Raw genomic sequence first — 14197 nt, forward strand, 5'->3', positions numbered from 1 at the left:
AGAGGGTTAGGGTGAGGGGGTTGCGCTTTTGCTGGACGTCCCACCATGCGCATCCCCCTCACCGGCCCTCCGGGCCACCCTCTCCCCAGAGGGGAGAGGGCTATTAAGAACGGCCCTCCGCCAAATCCCTTGCCCGTCGCGCCAGCGCGCGCAGGCGCGGGTCGGGCTGGCCGGCCAGGGCGGCGGCCATGCCGAAGTAAAAGTCGGGGAAGCCGGTTTCCAGAGCCCGCGCGAACCACGCCAGCGCCTCCTCCGTCCGACCGTTCTGAAGCAGCAGCCGGGCGTGGTTGAAGCGGCCCCAGCAGTCCCCGCCCTCGGCGGCGGCCTGGAAGAGTTGGCGGGCGCCCGCCCCGTCCTCGGCCACCGCCCGCCCGGCCTCATGGAACAGGCCCAGCATGTTCAGCGCCTTCACGTTGCCCCGGCGGGCCGCGGCGGCGTAGAGCCGGTAGGCCTCGGCGTCGTCCGCCGGAACGCCCAGGCCGCGGCAATGCAGGTCGGCCAGATTGAACAGCGCCCAGGCATCGCCCAGATCGGCCGCCCGGCGGTAGTGGGCGGCGGCCAGGACGGGATCGGCGGGCACGCCCCAGCCGTGCTCGTGGCAGCGCCCCAGCATGTTGACGGCACGGGCGTCGCCGCTGCGGGCGGCGATGCGGAACCACTCCACCGCCTGCGCCCGCTCGGCCCCGCCGCGGTCGAGGCACTGCTGCCCCAGGGCGAGTTGCACGTCGATGATGCCCGGCCCTTCCGTGGAACAGGCAGCGATCCCGCCCATCACACCTCCGCCCAGCGCCGCAGCAGGTTGTGATAGTGGTTGACCAGGGCCAGCACGGACGGGTGCTGGTCGCCCAGCTCCCGGCGCAGGTCGATGATCGCGACGTCGAGGTCGTAGAGCATCGCCCGCAGCCCGTCGTCCTTGACCAGCGACTGCGTGAAGAAGAAGGAGGCCCAGCGCGAGCCGCGAGTCACCGGGGTCACCCGGTGCAGGCTGCTGGACGGATAGACCACCGCGTGCCCCGCCGGCAGCTTCACGCCCTTGGTGCCATAGGTGTCCTCGACGACCAGATCGCCGCCGTCATACTCGCCGGGATCGCTGAGGAAGATCGTGGTGGAGACGTCGGCCCGCATCCTCATACCGCCGGTGCCCGGAATGGCCCGGATGGCGTTGTCCACATGGTTGCCGTAGGTCATGTCCAGGTCGTAGCGGTTGAACATGGGCGGCAGGACGCGCAGCGGCAGGGCCGCGGAATTGAAGGCCGGGTTGCGGCCCAGCGCCTTCAGGATGACCACGCCCAGCTCACGGGCGGTGTCGCTCTCCTCCGGGATCTGCAGGTTGTTCTTGGCCAGCACCGCCTGGGAGCCCGCGGTGACGCGGCCATCGACCCAGGGCGACGCCTCCAGCACCGCGCGGCAATGGGCGACCTCGTCGGCGGTCAGAACGTCGGGGATTTGCAGAAGCACGGGGAGGAATCCTTTTGCAGAAGAAGAAGGCCGGACCGGCCCCCGGAGGATGGTCCGGGAACGCGGTCCGGCCTGACCGGGATCAGAAGGTGACGCCGGCGGTCAGCATGAAGGTGCGGCCCGAGGCCGGCACCGCGCGCGAGGCGTTGAAGGCCGAGGCGTAGTTGCGGTGGTCGGTCAGGTTGTAGGCGTTGAGCGCCAGGGACAGGTTGTTGATCTCGTAGGACACCACGCTGTCCAGCGACACCGTCTCCGGCACGCGGCCGGTGTTGGCGCTGTCGGCCCAGTATTCCGAGGCGTACTGGATGCCGCCGCCGACCATGACCTTGCCGGGCACGACGCCGGGGGCGAACTCGTAGGTCGACCACAGGCTGGCGTTGTGCTTCGGCACGTTCGGGGCCTCGTTGCCGACGACCGCCGCGTTGGTGCGCGACTCCTTGATCTCGCCGTCGAGGTAGGCGTAGCTGGCGTAGACGCTCCAGCCCTCGACCACCTTGCCGCTCACCCCGGCCTCGAAGCCGCGGATGCGGGTGCCCAGACCGGCCTCGGAGAAGCCGTCGGTGACCGTGCCGGTGGCCGGATCGACCGAGTAGGTGTTGCTCTTCTCGATCTGGAACAGGGCGCCGTTCAGACCCAGCCGCCCGCCGAGGAAGTCGGCCTTGCCGCCGATCTCGTACAGGTCGGTCTTTTCCGGATCGAAGTCACGCCCATTGCGCGGGGTCTCCGCCGTGCCGTTGGTGAGCTGCGCGGCGATGTCCACGCCGATCGGCTTGTTGGAGCGCGCGTAGGAGACATACAGCGACGCGTCCTTGGTCGGCTCGTAGATCAGGCTGGCCGAGGGGCTGAGCGTCCGGGTGCTGGCGCTGCCGCCCGCCACCGTCGGATCGGAGGCGCGGAAGGTGCTGCGGAAGTAATCCCAGCGCAGGCCGCCCTGCACCGAAAGCTGCTCGAACAGCCACACCCGGTCGGTGACGAACAGGCCGGTGTTGGCGACGCTCGATTCACGCACGCCGGTCGCCGGGTAGGTGAGGAAGGCGTTGGCCGGGTAGCTGTGGCTGGGGTTGCGGATGGTCTGGGTGTTGGTGCGGTTGACCCAGGTGCCACCGCGCCGCTCGTCCTTCTGATAGCTGAGGTCAAGCCCGCCGTTCACCTTGTGGTAGAGGCCAAGGAAGGTGCCCTCCGCCTTGGCGCCCGCGACGTTCTGGACGCCCCAGCCCTTCTGCTTGAAGGCGAGGCCGCCGCCGGCGCCGTAGGCGATCACCGGGTTGCCGCCGTTCAGGAAGAGCGTGCTGCTGGCCGCGGTCAGCGCCGCCGGGGCGGTGGAGACGAAATCGCGCTCGTAATGGCTGTAGCGGCTGTCGTTGTAGAAGGACAGGTTCTTGCTGACCTCATGCGCCAGGGTCGAGGTCACGACGTGGTTCTCAGTGTCGTCGCGGTCCTGGTTGCGGACGTAGGACGTGGACCGGTCGAGCCCGAACTCGGGCGCCGGACGGAAGGTGCCGTCGCGGCCGCGGATCATCGGCACGCCCATGTCCGGGATCTTATCGCCGTCGAGGTAGGAGTAGTTCAGGTGCCAGGTCGTCGGGGTGCCCAGCCCGACGCCGAGGTCGGCGGCGATGCCCTTGCGCTTGGCCTCGACCTCGTCGCGGTCGGCGACGTCCTGGTCGTGGTACAGGCCGTTGATGCGCAACGCCGTCGTCTCGTTGATCGGCTGGTTCACGTCCACCGTGGTGCGGTAGGTGGGGCCGGAGCCGACCGATTGCTCGACCTTGTAGCGCTTGTCCAGCCCGGCCTTCTTGGTGCCCTGGTTGATGACGCCGCCGGAGTTGCCGACGCCGAAGCCGTTGCCCGACGGGCCCTTGAAGACCTGCACCGTCTCGGTGTTGAAGACGTCGTGGGTGTAGACGCCGAAGTCCTTCAGGCCGTCGGTGTAGATGTCGCCGCGGGCGGTCAGGCCGCGGATGCGGAACTGGTCGCCGTTCTGGCCGCCGTTGCCCTCGCCGGTCGAGATGGTGATGCCGGGGACGTTGCGCAGGACCTGTTCCAGGGTCGTCGCGCGCTGCTGCTCGATGATCTCTTCCGGAACGACGTTGACGACGCGGGGCGTGTCCTTGACGGTGTCGGGCAGGCGGGAGATGCCGGTGGGCTTGGCGTTCACGTTCCCGCTGTCGGCCGGACGGTCGGCGCCCACCCGAACCGGGTCGAGGACGGTGGCGTCACCGGCCGCGGCGCCCGGCGCGGTCCCCGCGCCAGACCCGGCCCCCGATCCGGCCGTCTGAGCCTCGGCCACCGTCGCCAGGGTGGAAAAGGACATCGCCAGCCCCGCCGTCGCGGCGGCGCCGGCGATGATGGGTCGGAGGCGGTCGGGGACATTCGATTGCAACATAAGGCTCTCCCGAAAAGTCGTCGTGGCGGATGCGCCGATCAGCGGCGGGTATCTACCAATCGGGGAGGCGCCCCCTTCAACGGCGATCATTCAGAATAATTCTAAATTGCAAAATCACCCCTATTCAGCCCCAACGCATGCAGGGATATGCTGTTTGTCGGAGTCCCTTGGCGGACCATCCGCAAGCTCGCGCAGAGGGCGTCTCACGCCAATTTTTCCATTACATTACAATAATTTAAGGACTCTGTTCAGAGGCTTTCACAGGTCCGGGCGGGGCGGGAGAGGCCGAACTGTTGCAAAGCAGCAACGCCGATAATAAGAATTATTCGCAATATGCAGAAGCGCCGCAGGCCGAACGTCTTTTCTACGTCAGGGTGGACTCTGCACAGCCATCGCGCCCTGCCCGAGACGGGCCTTCCAGAGCTGTTCGGCCAGCCGCAAGGCGTCGGCGAAGGCCGGTCCGGTGGCGCCGGGAAGGGCGAACAGGGCGAAGGCCGCGGTGCCGATGATGATCCGCTCGGCCCGCGCATCGCGCACGGCACCGGTCCACACCCCCTGCCAGTACTCCAGGCTGGTGCCGCGCGGGCGCGGCGTGGGCGGTGGCTCCTCCATGCAGGCGGGGAGAATGAGGTCCTCCACCGCGCCGTTGACCAGACGGTGGATGGAGGAAGGGCGGAAGGGCGTGAACTGGGCGACGTCGCGCACGCTGCCCAGCACGGCCATGTGCTTCCAGCCGAGGATGCGCGCGGCGTCGCGGTGGAGTTCCCGGTAGGTCGGCTTGGCCGCGCCCAACAGGGAAGTCTTGGCCTTGGACGGCTTCAGCAGATGCACGGCCTCGAACACGGCGGAGCGGGTCTGGGTCAGCCGGTGCAGCCCGATCAGCCGGTAGATCTGCGGGGACAGGGCGGCGAGCGGCGCGTAGGCGATCCGCTGCGCCGCCAGCGCCGCCGTGATCTCCCGCGCGTTGGTGCAGACTGGGATACCCACGGTGGGCGCGATGAACTCGTAACGTCCAGACGCCGCGCTGCAGCCCGTGCTGCCGTGCAGCAGCACCCGGTGGCCGGCCTGCGCGACCAGCCGCGCCGCGTGGAAGAACCAGGGCGGGTTGTGGTAGTTGGGCGAGGTGAAGCAGGGCCAGTCGATGTCCGCCTGGATCGTCCGGCCCAGCCCGGCGGCGACGTGCGCCCGCATCGCCCGCACCAGTCCGGCCAGTTCCGGCGCGGTGGAGCCGCGCATCCGCATCATCCCGAGAAGCGCGCCGACCTGGACCGGATCGGCCTCGCCCGCCAGGATGATGGTCATCGCCTCCTCCGCCTCCTCGGCGGTCAGCGGGCGTCCGTGGCCGCCGCCGGCGATGCCCAGCACGCCGATGTGGCGGGCCAGCCGGTCCTGCGCAGTGGCGTCCGGCGCGATCCTCTCCAGTTTCGCGTCGATCTGGGCCGGAGACGGCTGTCCCTCCAGCAGGCCGGCCGGACGCACCTGAAGCGGCGGCGCGTCGATGGCGGTCGGCACGTTCCAGCGGGGATCGAAGGTTTCGTCGAGCGCCGGGCGTTCCATCGACGGCTCGAACAGGGCGTCGATCCCACGGGCCAGCGCCTGCACGCGCGGGCGCAGTGCTTCGGCGAAGGGCGTCGGCACCAGACCGCGGCCCGAGCGGATGAACAGGGGATCGCCGAACTCCTCGCGCATCTGCGCCAGAAGCCGGCTGAGCGCCGAGGTCTGCAGACCGAGGTCGCGGGCGGCCAGCGTGACGTTCCGTTTCGACAGCAGCGCGTCCAGCGCGACGATCAGACGGCCACGAGGCAGCCGATTCTCCTGGCCGCCGGGGGCAGCCTTGCCCGGAGCGGACGCCTCCGGCACCGGCGCTGGACGAGGCGCCGCGCCCTTCCTCTTGTCCATCATGTGCGTTCAGCCCGAATGCGGTTGCCTGGCCGGTTCACGGCTGCATACCATGATAATGATACGCATTTGCATGCCAACGCAACACGGCTGGTCCGCCCTCCGGCCCCGCGACGGACGGGGCCGGAGGCTTGTGCTCCCTAGTCCTCGGAGTCCACGGGCTTGGGGGCCGCGGCCTGCTCCGCCTGGATCCGCTCGACGATGCGGGTGAGCGCCGCCGCGTCCAGGGGGCTGTCCATGTTCAGGTCCTGGGCGAACTTGCGGATCACGCCGATGGCGCGGCGCCGGGTCACGATGTCGACGTCACCGGGCCGCGTCCGCTCGACCACCGGCCCCTTGTAGTAGCCGCTGCCGACACGCCATTGGCGCTGTCCGTCCGCCCGCCATTTGGTGCCGTCGGACAGCACCATGCAGCGGTTGCCCTCGGTGAAGGCGTCGACCGTGGCAATCCTCTCCGGGCCGGTCTGGCTGTTGTGGATCGTCACCTGATCCCCGACCCTGAACGCTGTCATTGTGTGATCATCCTCTCTCAATCAGTCGTTGTCCGACACCGGGCCGCCGGAATGGAACCGCGCGCCGTGGTCGCTCTCGCGCCGCTCCTCCACCGCCGCCATCAGCCGCGACTTCGCGGTGGCGCGGCTGTCCGGCGCGCCGTCCTCCGTCCGTTGGCCCGGCGGCTGGCTCCGCGAGGCGGAGCGCACGCCGTTCAGCGCCGCCAGGAAACCGGTGGCCGGACGCATCGTCCGGCCGCCGCGCAGGCCCGGCGGGGGCCCGGCCGGTGGCGCCGAAGGCGACGACGCCGGAGGTTCCGGCTTCGCCGCGGCGACCGGAACGACGTCGACCTCCACCTCCTCATGCGGCGCCCGCCGTTCGGCGGCCTCGGCATGGGCGAGGCTGGTGGCGCGCTCCACGACCAGCGTCCGGCATTCGCCGTCCAGCGTTTCGTAAACGCGCTTGGCCTCGTTCAGTTCATGCAGGTCTTCGGTTTCCAGAGTGCGGTCCAGCGCGCTGGAGAGCAGCCGGAACTCCAGCACGCCCGGCACCCGCGCCTCGTCCACGGCGCGCTTCAGCACGCCGACGGCTTGCAGGGTTTCACGGTCCAAAGTGCCTTCGGGCATCGACATGCTGTGGGTTGATCGACGGGATCACCCGAAATATCGGCTGAGGACCGGCAGGGTCAAGTGCGATCCGGCACCGGTCCGGCTTCACCCTCCGGTTCGACAGCACCGCGTCTTTGCAGCCACAGGGCGACGAGCCAGCACAGCGCGGCCCAGCCCGCCCCGACGCACCAGCCCGCCAGGACGTCGGTCGGCCAATGGACGCCGAGATAGACGCGGCTGCACCCGACCAGCAAGGTCACCACCATCGCCACGACGAGCACGTAAGCCTTCTGCCGCCGCCCCTCGACGAAGCGGGCCAGCATGGCGCCCAGCGTCAGGAAGACGACGGCCGACAGCAGCGAATGGCCGCTGGGGAAACTGGCGGTGAAGACGATGTCGCCGTGGGGGACGATGTCCGGGCGCTCCCGCCCGATCTGGTTCTTCAGCAGGCTGCTGATCGTCATGCCGCCGCCGACCGACAGCAGCACCAGGAGCGACGCCCCGCGCTTCCCCTGAAGCAGCAGGAACCCCACCGTCACCGCGGTGATCAGCGACAGCACGGTGATGCTGCCCAGCGCCGTGACGTCGCGCGCCGCGTTGTGAAGCCAGGGCGGTCCCAGCGGCATCGCCGGATCGCCGGCCACCCGCAGCGCCAGCAGCACCGCGCGGTCGAAGGCCGCCGTCTCGCCCTCGATCACCTCGCCGGCCAGCAGGGCGAAGGCCAGGATCAGCCCGGCGCTGACCGCCATGCCGACGAGAAGCCGCAATTCGTGCCGGCCGAGCCTCGTCCAGAAGCCGGGTGCCCTCAATCCTGCCAGCGCCATCGCCCGTCCCCTGCCTCCCGTCCGTCACAGACCGGTTATGGGAACGCCGGCCCGCACGGAAAAGGTCCGCCGGGCCGGAACGGCTGCGGCCAAGCGGTTGGCCGCGACCGGTTGCCCCGCAAACATAAAGATATCTTTATGCTTGCGGGGTTCCGAATGCGCTGCTACACCAACGCCACAGCGGGCCGGTGCGCCCGCCCCTTTTCATTGCTGTACCGCAAACAGCCGCGCAGGAGACCCCCCGATGGCCGCGCCCGCCAACTTCACCGACTTCAAGGTCAAGGACATCAGCCTCGCCGAGTGGGGCCGCAAGGAAATCACCATCGCCGAGACCGAGATGCCCGGCCTGATGGCGCTGCGCGCGGAGTTCGGCGAGACGAAGCCGCTGGCCGGCGCCCGCATCGTCGGCTGCCTGCACATGACCATCCAGACCGCCGTGCTGATCGAGACGCTGACCGCTCTCGGCGCGACCGTCCGCTGGTCCTCCTGCAACATTTTCTCGACCCAGGACCAGGCCGCCGCCGCCATCGCCGCGGCCGGCATCCCGGTCTTCGCCTGGAAGGGCGAGACGGAGGAGGAGTTCTGGTGGTGCATCGAGCAGACCCTGCGCGGTCCCGATGGCTGGACCCCGAACATGATCCTGGACGACGGCGGCGACGTCACCCAGATCATGCACGACAAGTATCCGGAGATGCTGGCCGAGGTCCGCGGCCTGTCGGAGGAGACCACCACCGGCGTCCACCGTCTCTATGAGATGATGAAGAAGGGCACGCTGAAGGTTCCGGCCATCAACGTGAACGACAGCGTCACCAAGTCGAAGTTCGACAACCTCTACGGCTGCCGCGAGTCGCTGGTCGACGGCATCAAGCGCGCCACCGACGTGATGGTGGCCGGCAAGGTCGCCGTGGTCGCCGGCTACGGCGACGTGGGCAAGGGCTCCGCCGCCTCGCTGCGCTCGCAGGGCGCGCGCGTCCTGGTGACGGAGATCGACCCGATCACCGCGCTCCAGGCCGCCATGGAAGGTTATCAGGTCGTCACGATGGACGAGGCCGCTCCGCAGGGCGACATCTTCGTCACCGCGACCGGCAACGTCGACGTGATCACGCTGGACCACATGCGCCAGATGAAGGACCGCGCCATCGTCTGCAACATCGGCCACTTCGACAGCGAGATCCAGATCGAGGCTCTGCGCAACTACAAGTGGGAAGAGGTCAAGCCGCAGGTCGACGAGGTCGTCTTCCCCGACGGCAAGCGCCTGATCGTCCTGGCCCAGGGCCGTCTCGTGAACCTGGGCTGCGCCACCGGCCACCCGAGTTTCGTGATGAGCGCCAGCTTCACCAACCAGGTGCTGGCCCAGATCGAGCTGTGGACCAACGCCGCCAGCTACGAGAACAAGGTCTACGTCCTGCCGAAGCACCTGGACGAGAAGGTCGCCCGCCTGCATCTGGACAAGATCGGCGCCAAGCTGACCACGCTCTCCGCCAAGCAGGCCGAGTACATCGGCGTGAAGGTCGAAGGCCCGTTCAAGCCGGACCACTACCGCTACTAAGCGGGTCCGGACGGAACGGAAAGGGCCGCCCATTGGGCGGCCCTTTTTGCGTTTGGGGGGTGTTGGAGGTTCTTGCCCCCACCCTTCCCACGGCTTCGCCGCGGGCCCCTTCCCTCCCCCGCTGACGCAGGAGAGGGAAATTTAGTCCCCTCCCCTGCGAAGCGGGGGAGGGCTAGGGAGGGGGCAAGACCTCCCCTACCGCCAAACCCTACCGCCGCACCATCGGCGCCAGATCCTTGCGGATGCCGGCGTCCAGCCGGGCGTTCAGATCGTCCATCATGCGGCGGACGAGGTCCTGCAGGGTCGCCTCGCGGTCGGCCACCGAGATGTTTTCCGGCACCGTGGTGGACTGGGTCACCGTCGCCTTGGTCATGCCGCGGAAGGTCGTCTCGCCGGGCAGCTCGCCGCCGATCTCGACCTCGATCCGCCCGTCGTAGCGCTGGGCCTGATCGTTGGTGAAATAGCCCTTCACCCCGCCGGTCTTGGGAAGCTGGACCTCGACGATGCTGGCGTCGCGGATGGTGACGCGGACGCGGCCCGGCCCGCCCGCGGCCTGGAGGCGCTCGTTGGCCCAGCGGCGCACCGCCTCGGCGGGCGGCAGGGGGATGCGCTGGTCGACGGCGGTGCCGGCCGGACGGTGGGCGTCCACCACGTCGACGCCGCCCGCGTTCAAGACGATCGGGCCGAAGTTGGAATAGTCGATGGGCCGGGCCGCCGGACGCGGCGGCGTGCTCTGGCAGGCCGTCAGGGCCACGGTGGCGAGAGCGGCGGCGAGAACGAAACGGCGGGTGGGCATGATCGCTCCGGTGAGACGGAAAAACGGCGCGGCACTATAGCCGCGCCGTTTCCCAAGCGCATCCGGAACCTGGAGCCCCCTACTCCGCCGTCCCGTAGACCCGGTCGAGGTCCGCGTCGTCGAAGTGGTAGGCGGTGGAGCAGAACTGGCAGACCACTTCGACGCGCCCGTCGTCGATCTTCAAGCTCTGCACCTCGTCCCGCGGCAGGCGGGACAGCATGTCCGACACCCGCTCGCGCGAGCAGCGGCAGCCGAAGCGCAGGGCCTTGGGTTGCCACACCCGCACGCCGTCCTCGTGGAACAGGCGGAACAGCAGGTCGCGGGCCGGCAGCTCCGGGTCGAGAAGCTCGTCGCCGGTGGTGCTGGACAGCAGGACCATGGCGCGGCGCCACGCGTCCTCGTCGCCGGAGCCGAGCACCTTTTCGGTGGCGTCCTGCGGCAGGCGCTGGATCATGATCCCGCCGGCCCGCCAGGCGCCCTTGCTGCCGTCCGGCAGGGTCTCCTGGTCCACCGACACGGTCAGGCCGGTGTCGATCTGCTCCGACTGGCGGAAATAGTGCTGCACGCAGTCGGCCAGCGTCTTGCCGTACAGCTCGACGATGCCCTGGTAGCGCTCGGTGTTCGGCCCCTGGTCCACGGTGAAGGCGATGTGGCCCTTGCCGAGCAGGGCCGGCGCCGGAGCGATGGCCACGTCGTCGGCGGCCTTGGCCAGCGCCTCTTCGTCGAACTGGGCGTAGGCGCGGATGTCGCCGACCGAGGTGATGTCCGCCACCATCAGCCGGACCGGCCCGTCGCCCTTGGTCTGGAGCGTGAAGATGCCGTCGTACTTCAGCATGCTGGACAGCAGCATAGCGAGCGTCATCGTCTCGGCCAGGAAGCGGGCGACCGGCTCCGGATAGGCGTGGCGGGTCAGGATTTCGTCCAGCGCGGGGCCCAGCTTCACCATGCGGCCGCGCAGGCGCGACGCCTCGATCTGGAAAGGCAGAACGAGATCGTCGGTGATCGGTTGGACGGAAGGATCGTCCATGATGTCCTCGAAGTTACGACAGGCCATGGCCCGGCGCCGCCATCCCGCTCATCGCGGGGGGCGGCGCCGGGCCATGACTCCAATTCCAAGGGCTTTTAGCCCCAAGTGCTCTTAAATAGTGGCGCCGAGGCACCATGCCAGTATGGCCTTCTGGGCGTGCAGGCGATTTTCCGCCTCGTCCCAGACGACCGAATGCCGGCCGTCGATCACCCCGTCGGTCACCTCCTCCCCGCGGTGGGCGGGCAGGCAGTGCATGAACAGGGCGTCGGGGGCGGCGAGATCCATCAGCGCCTCGTTGACCTGATAGGGCCCGAGGACCGCCGCCCGCTCGTCCACGTCGGTGTTGTGCATGGAGGCCCAGGCGTCGGTGACCACGCAGTCGGCGCCGCGCACCGCCTCCTCCGGCGAGGTGGTGACGGTGATGCGCCCGCCCTCGCGCTTCACCCAGTCGAGCAGTTCCGGCGCCGGGCCGTAGATCTCCGGGCAGCCGAGGCGGATTTCCACGCCGAGGCGCACCGCCACATGGACCCAGCTCACCGCCACGTTGTTGACGTCGCCGATCCAGGCCACCGTGCGCCCTTCGATGGGGCCGCGATGCTCCTCGAAGGTCATCACGTCGGCCATGATCTGGCAGGGGTGCGACTGGTCGGTCAGGCCGTTGATGATCGGCACCGAGGCGAACTCGGCCAGTTCGTGCACGCGCTCCTCGCCCATGGTGCGGACCATCACCGCGTCCACGTAGCGGGACAGCACGCGGGCGGTGTCGCCGATGGTCTCGCCGCGGCCGAGCTGCATGTCGTCGGGCTTCAGCACCACCACGTCGCCGCCGAGCTGGCGCATGCCCACCTCGAAGGAGACGCGGGTGCGGGTCGACGGCTTCTCGAAGATCATCGCCAGCGTGCGGCCTGCGAACAGCGAGCGGTAGGCCGGGATGTCCTTCTTGATGGTCGCGGCCATGGCGAGGATCTGGCGCAGGGTCGCCTTGTCCAGCCGGTCGATGTCGAGGAAATGACGAACGGCGGACATCACACCAGCTCCTTGGCGGTCTTGGCGAGGATGGCCACGGCCTCCTCGACCTCGGCTTCGCCGATGTTCAGCGGCGGCAGCAGCCGGACCACGTTGTCGCCGGCCGGAACGGACAGCAGGCCGTTGGCGCGCAGCGCCACCACCACGTCGCCGACCGCCGGGCCGCAGGCGAGGCCGAGCATCAGCCCCTTGCCGCGCACGCCCTTGAAGACCGCCGGATTCTCGGCCACCAGCCCGGCCAGCCGGTCCTGGAGCAGGCCGCCGATGCGCTGCACATGGTCGAGGAAGCCGGGCTCCAGCACCTTGTCCAGCACGGCGTTGCCGACCGCGGTGGCCAACGGGTTGCCGCCGTAGGTCGAGCCGTGGGTGCCGGCGGTCATGCCCGACGCCGCCTTTTCCGTGGCGAGGCAGGCGCCCAGCGGGAAGCCGCCGCCGATGCCCTTGGCCACCGCCATGACGTCCGGCGTGATGCCGGCCCATTCATGGGCGAACAGCTTGCCGGTGCGACCCATGCCGCACTGAATCTCGTCCAGGAACAGCAGCATTCCGTGCTGGTCGCACAGCGCGCGCAGGCCGCGCAGGAACTCGACCGAGCCGGCGCGGATGCCGCCCTCGCCCTGGATCGGCTCCAGGCAGATGGCCGCGGTGCGGTCGGTGATGGCCGCGCGCACCGCCTCCAGATCGCCGAAGGGCACGAGGTCGAAGCCGTCGAGCAACGGGCCGAAGCCCTTGATCAGCTTCTCCTGCTGCGCCGCCGACACCGCGGCCAGCGTGCGGCCGTGGAAGGCCTGCTCGAAGGTGATGATGCGGGTGCGGGCCTTGTCGCCCTTCTCGTAATGGTATTTGCGGATCAGCTTGGCGCCGCACTCCCACGCCTCGGCGCCCGAGTTCGTGAAGAACACGGTGTCGGCGAAGGTGGCCTCGGTCAGCCGCTTGGCGAGGCTCTCCTGACCGGCGACCCGGAACAGGTTGGAGGTGTGCCACAGCTTGTGCGCCTGAGCGGTCAGCGCCTCGACCAGATAGGGATTCGCGTGGCCGAGGACGTTCACCGCCACACCGGCGGCGAAGTCGAGGAATCGTCGCCCGTCGGTCGCGTACAGATACGGACCTTCGCCGCGCTCGAACACGATGTCGGCGCGGGCATATGTGGGCATGACGACCGGAATCACAGCGAAAACCTCCAAATGAGGAAAGCCCGGCGGACACCCTCGCCCGCCGGGAACCGTCGAATATCAAGATGTCACTTCAGCCTGTCAACGGATTGGCTACGCCGACCGGCTGAATTCGGCCGGATTCCGGCGGATTTACGCCTTCAGCTTGTAACCCGTCTTCAGCATGCGCCAAGCCAGCCACCACAGGGCGCCGTTGACGGCCAGCATGACGAGGACCCCGATCCCCAGCGTGCCGTCCGACCGCCCGATGAAGCCGTAGCGGAAGCCATCGATCATGTAGAAGAACGGGTCGAAATGGGCGATCCACCAGAACACCGGCGGCAGCGTCTCCACCGAATAGAAGGTGCCGGACAGGAAGGACAGCGGCGTCACCACGAAGTTGGTCACCGCCGCGATGTTGTCGAACTTCTCCGACCAGATGCCGCCGACCAGCCCGAGCAGCGACAGCAGCATCGAGGCCATCAGGGCGTGGAAGATGACGAACTCCGGATGGGCGATGCGCACCGGGACGAAGGCCCAGATCGCCAGACCGGTGACCAGCCCAACCAGCAGGCCGCGCGTCACCCCGCCCATGACGAAGCCGAAGGCCAGCTCCAGAGGGGCCATCGGCGGCATCAGGATGTCGACGATGTTGCCCTGGACCTTCGCGATCACCACGGAGGAGGAGGTGTTGGCGAAGGCGTTCTGGGCCATCGCCATCATGATCAGGCCGGGGGCCAGGAACTCCAGATAGGGCACCGTGCCGATCATCCGCACCGCACCGCCCAGCGCCAGCGCGAAGACGGCGTAGAACAGCAGGGTGGTGACCACGGGCGCCCAGACGGTCTGCTGGTGCACCTTCAGGAACCGGCGCACCTCGCGCGCGTAGAGGGTCCACAGGCCGACCCAGTTGACGGCGCCGACCTGGCGGGGCATGGGAGGGAGAGGATGAGTCATCGCACCACGATTCACAGGAACGGA

At 68.9% G+C, this 14197-nt stretch carries 13 protein-coding genes; 1 reads left to right on the forward strand and 12 read right to left on the reverse strand.

Annotated features, from left to right (window positions below):
• Positions 1–103 precede the first annotated feature (103 nt).
• The 7 genes from ACWPN7_RS00500 to ACWPN7_RS00530 form a co-directional block, all read right to left on the reverse strand.
• On the reverse strand, positions 104–772 hold the full coding sequence (locus ACWPN7_RS00500; protein ID WP_459197598.1) for a tetratricopeptide repeat protein: 669 nt from the start codon (positions 770–772) through the stop codon (positions 104–106).
• Positions 772–1458 (reverse strand): Fe2+-dependent dioxygenase, encoded by a 687-nt coding sequence (locus ACWPN7_RS00505; RefSeq protein ID WP_109071431.1) that lies wholly within the window; start codon positions 1456–1458, stop codon positions 772–774. The genes ACWPN7_RS00500 and ACWPN7_RS00505 overlap by 1 nt, the downstream gene beginning before the upstream one ends.
• A gap of 82 nt (positions 1459–1540) precedes the next feature.
• Positions 1541–3844 carry a TonB-dependent receptor gene (locus tag ACWPN7_RS00510; RefSeq protein WP_459197599.1) on the reverse strand — a complete coding sequence of 768 codons (2304 nt, stop codon included), beginning with the start codon at positions 3842–3844 and terminating at the stop codon, positions 1541–1543.
• A gap of 369 nt (positions 3845–4213) precedes the next feature.
• Complete coding sequence (locus ACWPN7_RS00515; RefSeq protein WP_459197600.1) at positions 4214–5746, reverse strand: glycosyl transferase family protein; 1533 nt, start codon at positions 5744–5746, stop codon at positions 4214–4216.
• A 137-nt stretch (positions 5747–5883) separates the two neighbouring features.
• On the reverse strand, positions 5884–6255 hold the full coding sequence (locus ACWPN7_RS00520) for a hypothetical protein (protein WP_040133847.1): 372 nt from the start codon (positions 6253–6255) through the stop codon (positions 5884–5886).
• A 21-nt stretch (positions 6256–6276) separates the two neighbouring features.
• Entirely contained in the window at positions 6277–6867 is a 591-nt protein-coding gene (locus tag ACWPN7_RS00525; RefSeq protein WP_459197601.1) for a hypothetical protein, read from the reverse strand.
• 53 nt (positions 6868–6920) lie between these two features.
• The gene (locus tag ACWPN7_RS00530) at positions 6921–7667 is read right to left on the reverse strand and encodes a phosphatase PAP2 family protein (RefSeq protein ID WP_459197602.1); all 747 of its coding nucleotides are present in this window, start codon (positions 7665–7667) and stop codon (positions 6921–6923) included.
• Positions 7668–7911: 244 nt separating this feature from the next.
• Between ACWPN7_RS00530 and ahcY the strand changes: the two genes are divergently transcribed.
• Positions 7912–9216 (forward strand): adenosylhomocysteinase, encoded by a 1305-nt coding sequence (gene ahcY / locus ACWPN7_RS00535; RefSeq protein WP_040133848.1) that lies wholly within the window; start codon positions 7912–7914, stop codon positions 9214–9216.
• A 208-nt stretch (positions 9217–9424) separates the two neighbouring features.
• Here the strand turns inward: ahcY and ACWPN7_RS00540 are convergent, their stop codons facing one another.
• From ACWPN7_RS00540 to ACWPN7_RS00560, 5 genes are all read right to left on the reverse strand, one after another.
• The gene (locus ACWPN7_RS00540; protein ID WP_035678073.1) at positions 9425–10012 is read right to left on the reverse strand and encodes a hypothetical protein; all 588 of its coding nucleotides are present in this window, start codon (positions 10010–10012) and stop codon (positions 9425–9427) included.
• A gap of 79 nt (positions 10013–10091) precedes the next feature.
• Entirely contained in the window at positions 10092–11039 is a 948-nt protein-coding gene (locus ACWPN7_RS00545) for an Hsp33 family molecular chaperone (RefSeq protein WP_459197603.1), read from the reverse strand.
• Between the two features lie 111 nt (positions 11040–11150).
• The gene (gene argF, locus ACWPN7_RS00550; protein WP_149651079.1) at positions 11151–12065 is read right to left on the reverse strand and encodes an ornithine carbamoyltransferase; all 915 of its coding nucleotides are present in this window, start codon (positions 12063–12065) and stop codon (positions 11151–11153) included.
• Entirely contained in the window at positions 12065–13219 is a 1155-nt protein-coding gene (locus ACWPN7_RS00555) for an aspartate aminotransferase family protein (protein ID WP_051658379.1), read from the reverse strand. The genes argF and ACWPN7_RS00555 overlap by 1 nt, the downstream gene beginning before the upstream one ends.
• A 150-nt stretch (positions 13220–13369) precedes the next feature.
• Complete coding sequence (locus ACWPN7_RS00560) at positions 13370–14173, reverse strand: ABC transporter permease (protein ID WP_451994777.1); 804 nt, start codon at positions 14171–14173, stop codon at positions 13370–13372.
• Positions 14174–14197 lie beyond the last annotated feature (24 nt).

The sequence above is a fragment of the Azospirillum sp. UENF 312511 genome, assembly GCF_058780635.1.

What these genes read in the sequence shown, in the direction of transcription:
- ACWPN7_RS00500 (WP_459197598.1), bottom strand. Translation starts at nt 772, where the DNA reads ATGGGCGGGATCGCTGCCTGTTCCACGGAAGGGCCGGGCATCATCGAC.
- ACWPN7_RS00510 (WP_459197599.1), bottom strand. Translation starts at nt 3,844, where the DNA reads ATGTTGCAATCGAATGTCCCCGACCGCCTCCGACCCATCATCGCCGGC.
- ACWPN7_RS00515 (WP_459197600.1), bottom strand. Translation starts at nt 5,746, where the DNA reads ATGATGGACAAGAGGAAGGGCGCGGCGCCTCGTCCAGCGCCGGTGCCG.
- ACWPN7_RS00520 (WP_040133847.1), bottom strand. Translation starts at nt 6,255, where the DNA reads ATGACAGCGTTCAGGGTCGGGGATCAGGTGACGATCCACAACAGCCAG.
- ACWPN7_RS00525 (WP_459197601.1), bottom strand. Translation starts at nt 6,867, where the DNA reads ATGTCGATGCCCGAAGGCACTTTGGACCGTGAAACCCTGCAAGCCGTC.
- ACWPN7_RS00530 (WP_459197602.1), bottom strand. Translation starts at nt 7,667, where the DNA reads ATGGCGCTGGCAGGATTGAGGGCACCCGGCTTCTGGACGAGGCTCGGC.
- ahcY (WP_040133848.1), top strand. Translation starts at nt 7,912, where the DNA reads ATGGCCGCGCCCGCCAACTTCACCGACTTCAAGGTCAAGGACATCAGC.
- ACWPN7_RS00540 (WP_035678073.1), bottom strand. Translation starts at nt 10,012, where the DNA reads ATGCCCACCCGCCGTTTCGTTCTCGCCGCCGCTCTCGCCACCGTGGCC.
- ACWPN7_RS00545 (WP_459197603.1), bottom strand. Translation starts at nt 11,039, where the DNA reads ATGGACGATCCTTCCGTCCAACCGATCACCGACGATCTCGTTCTGCCT.
- argF (WP_149651079.1), bottom strand. Translation starts at nt 12,065, where the DNA reads ATGTCCGCCGTTCGTCATTTCCTCGACATCGACCGGCTGGACAAGGCG.
- ACWPN7_RS00555 (WP_051658379.1), bottom strand. Translation starts at nt 13,219, where the DNA reads ATGCCCACATATGCCCGCGCCGACATCGTGTTCGAGCGCGGCGAAGGT.
- ACWPN7_RS00560 (WP_451994777.1), bottom strand. Translation starts at nt 14,173, where the DNA reads ATGACTCATCCTCTCCCTCCCATGCCCCGCCAGGTCGGCGCCGTCAAC.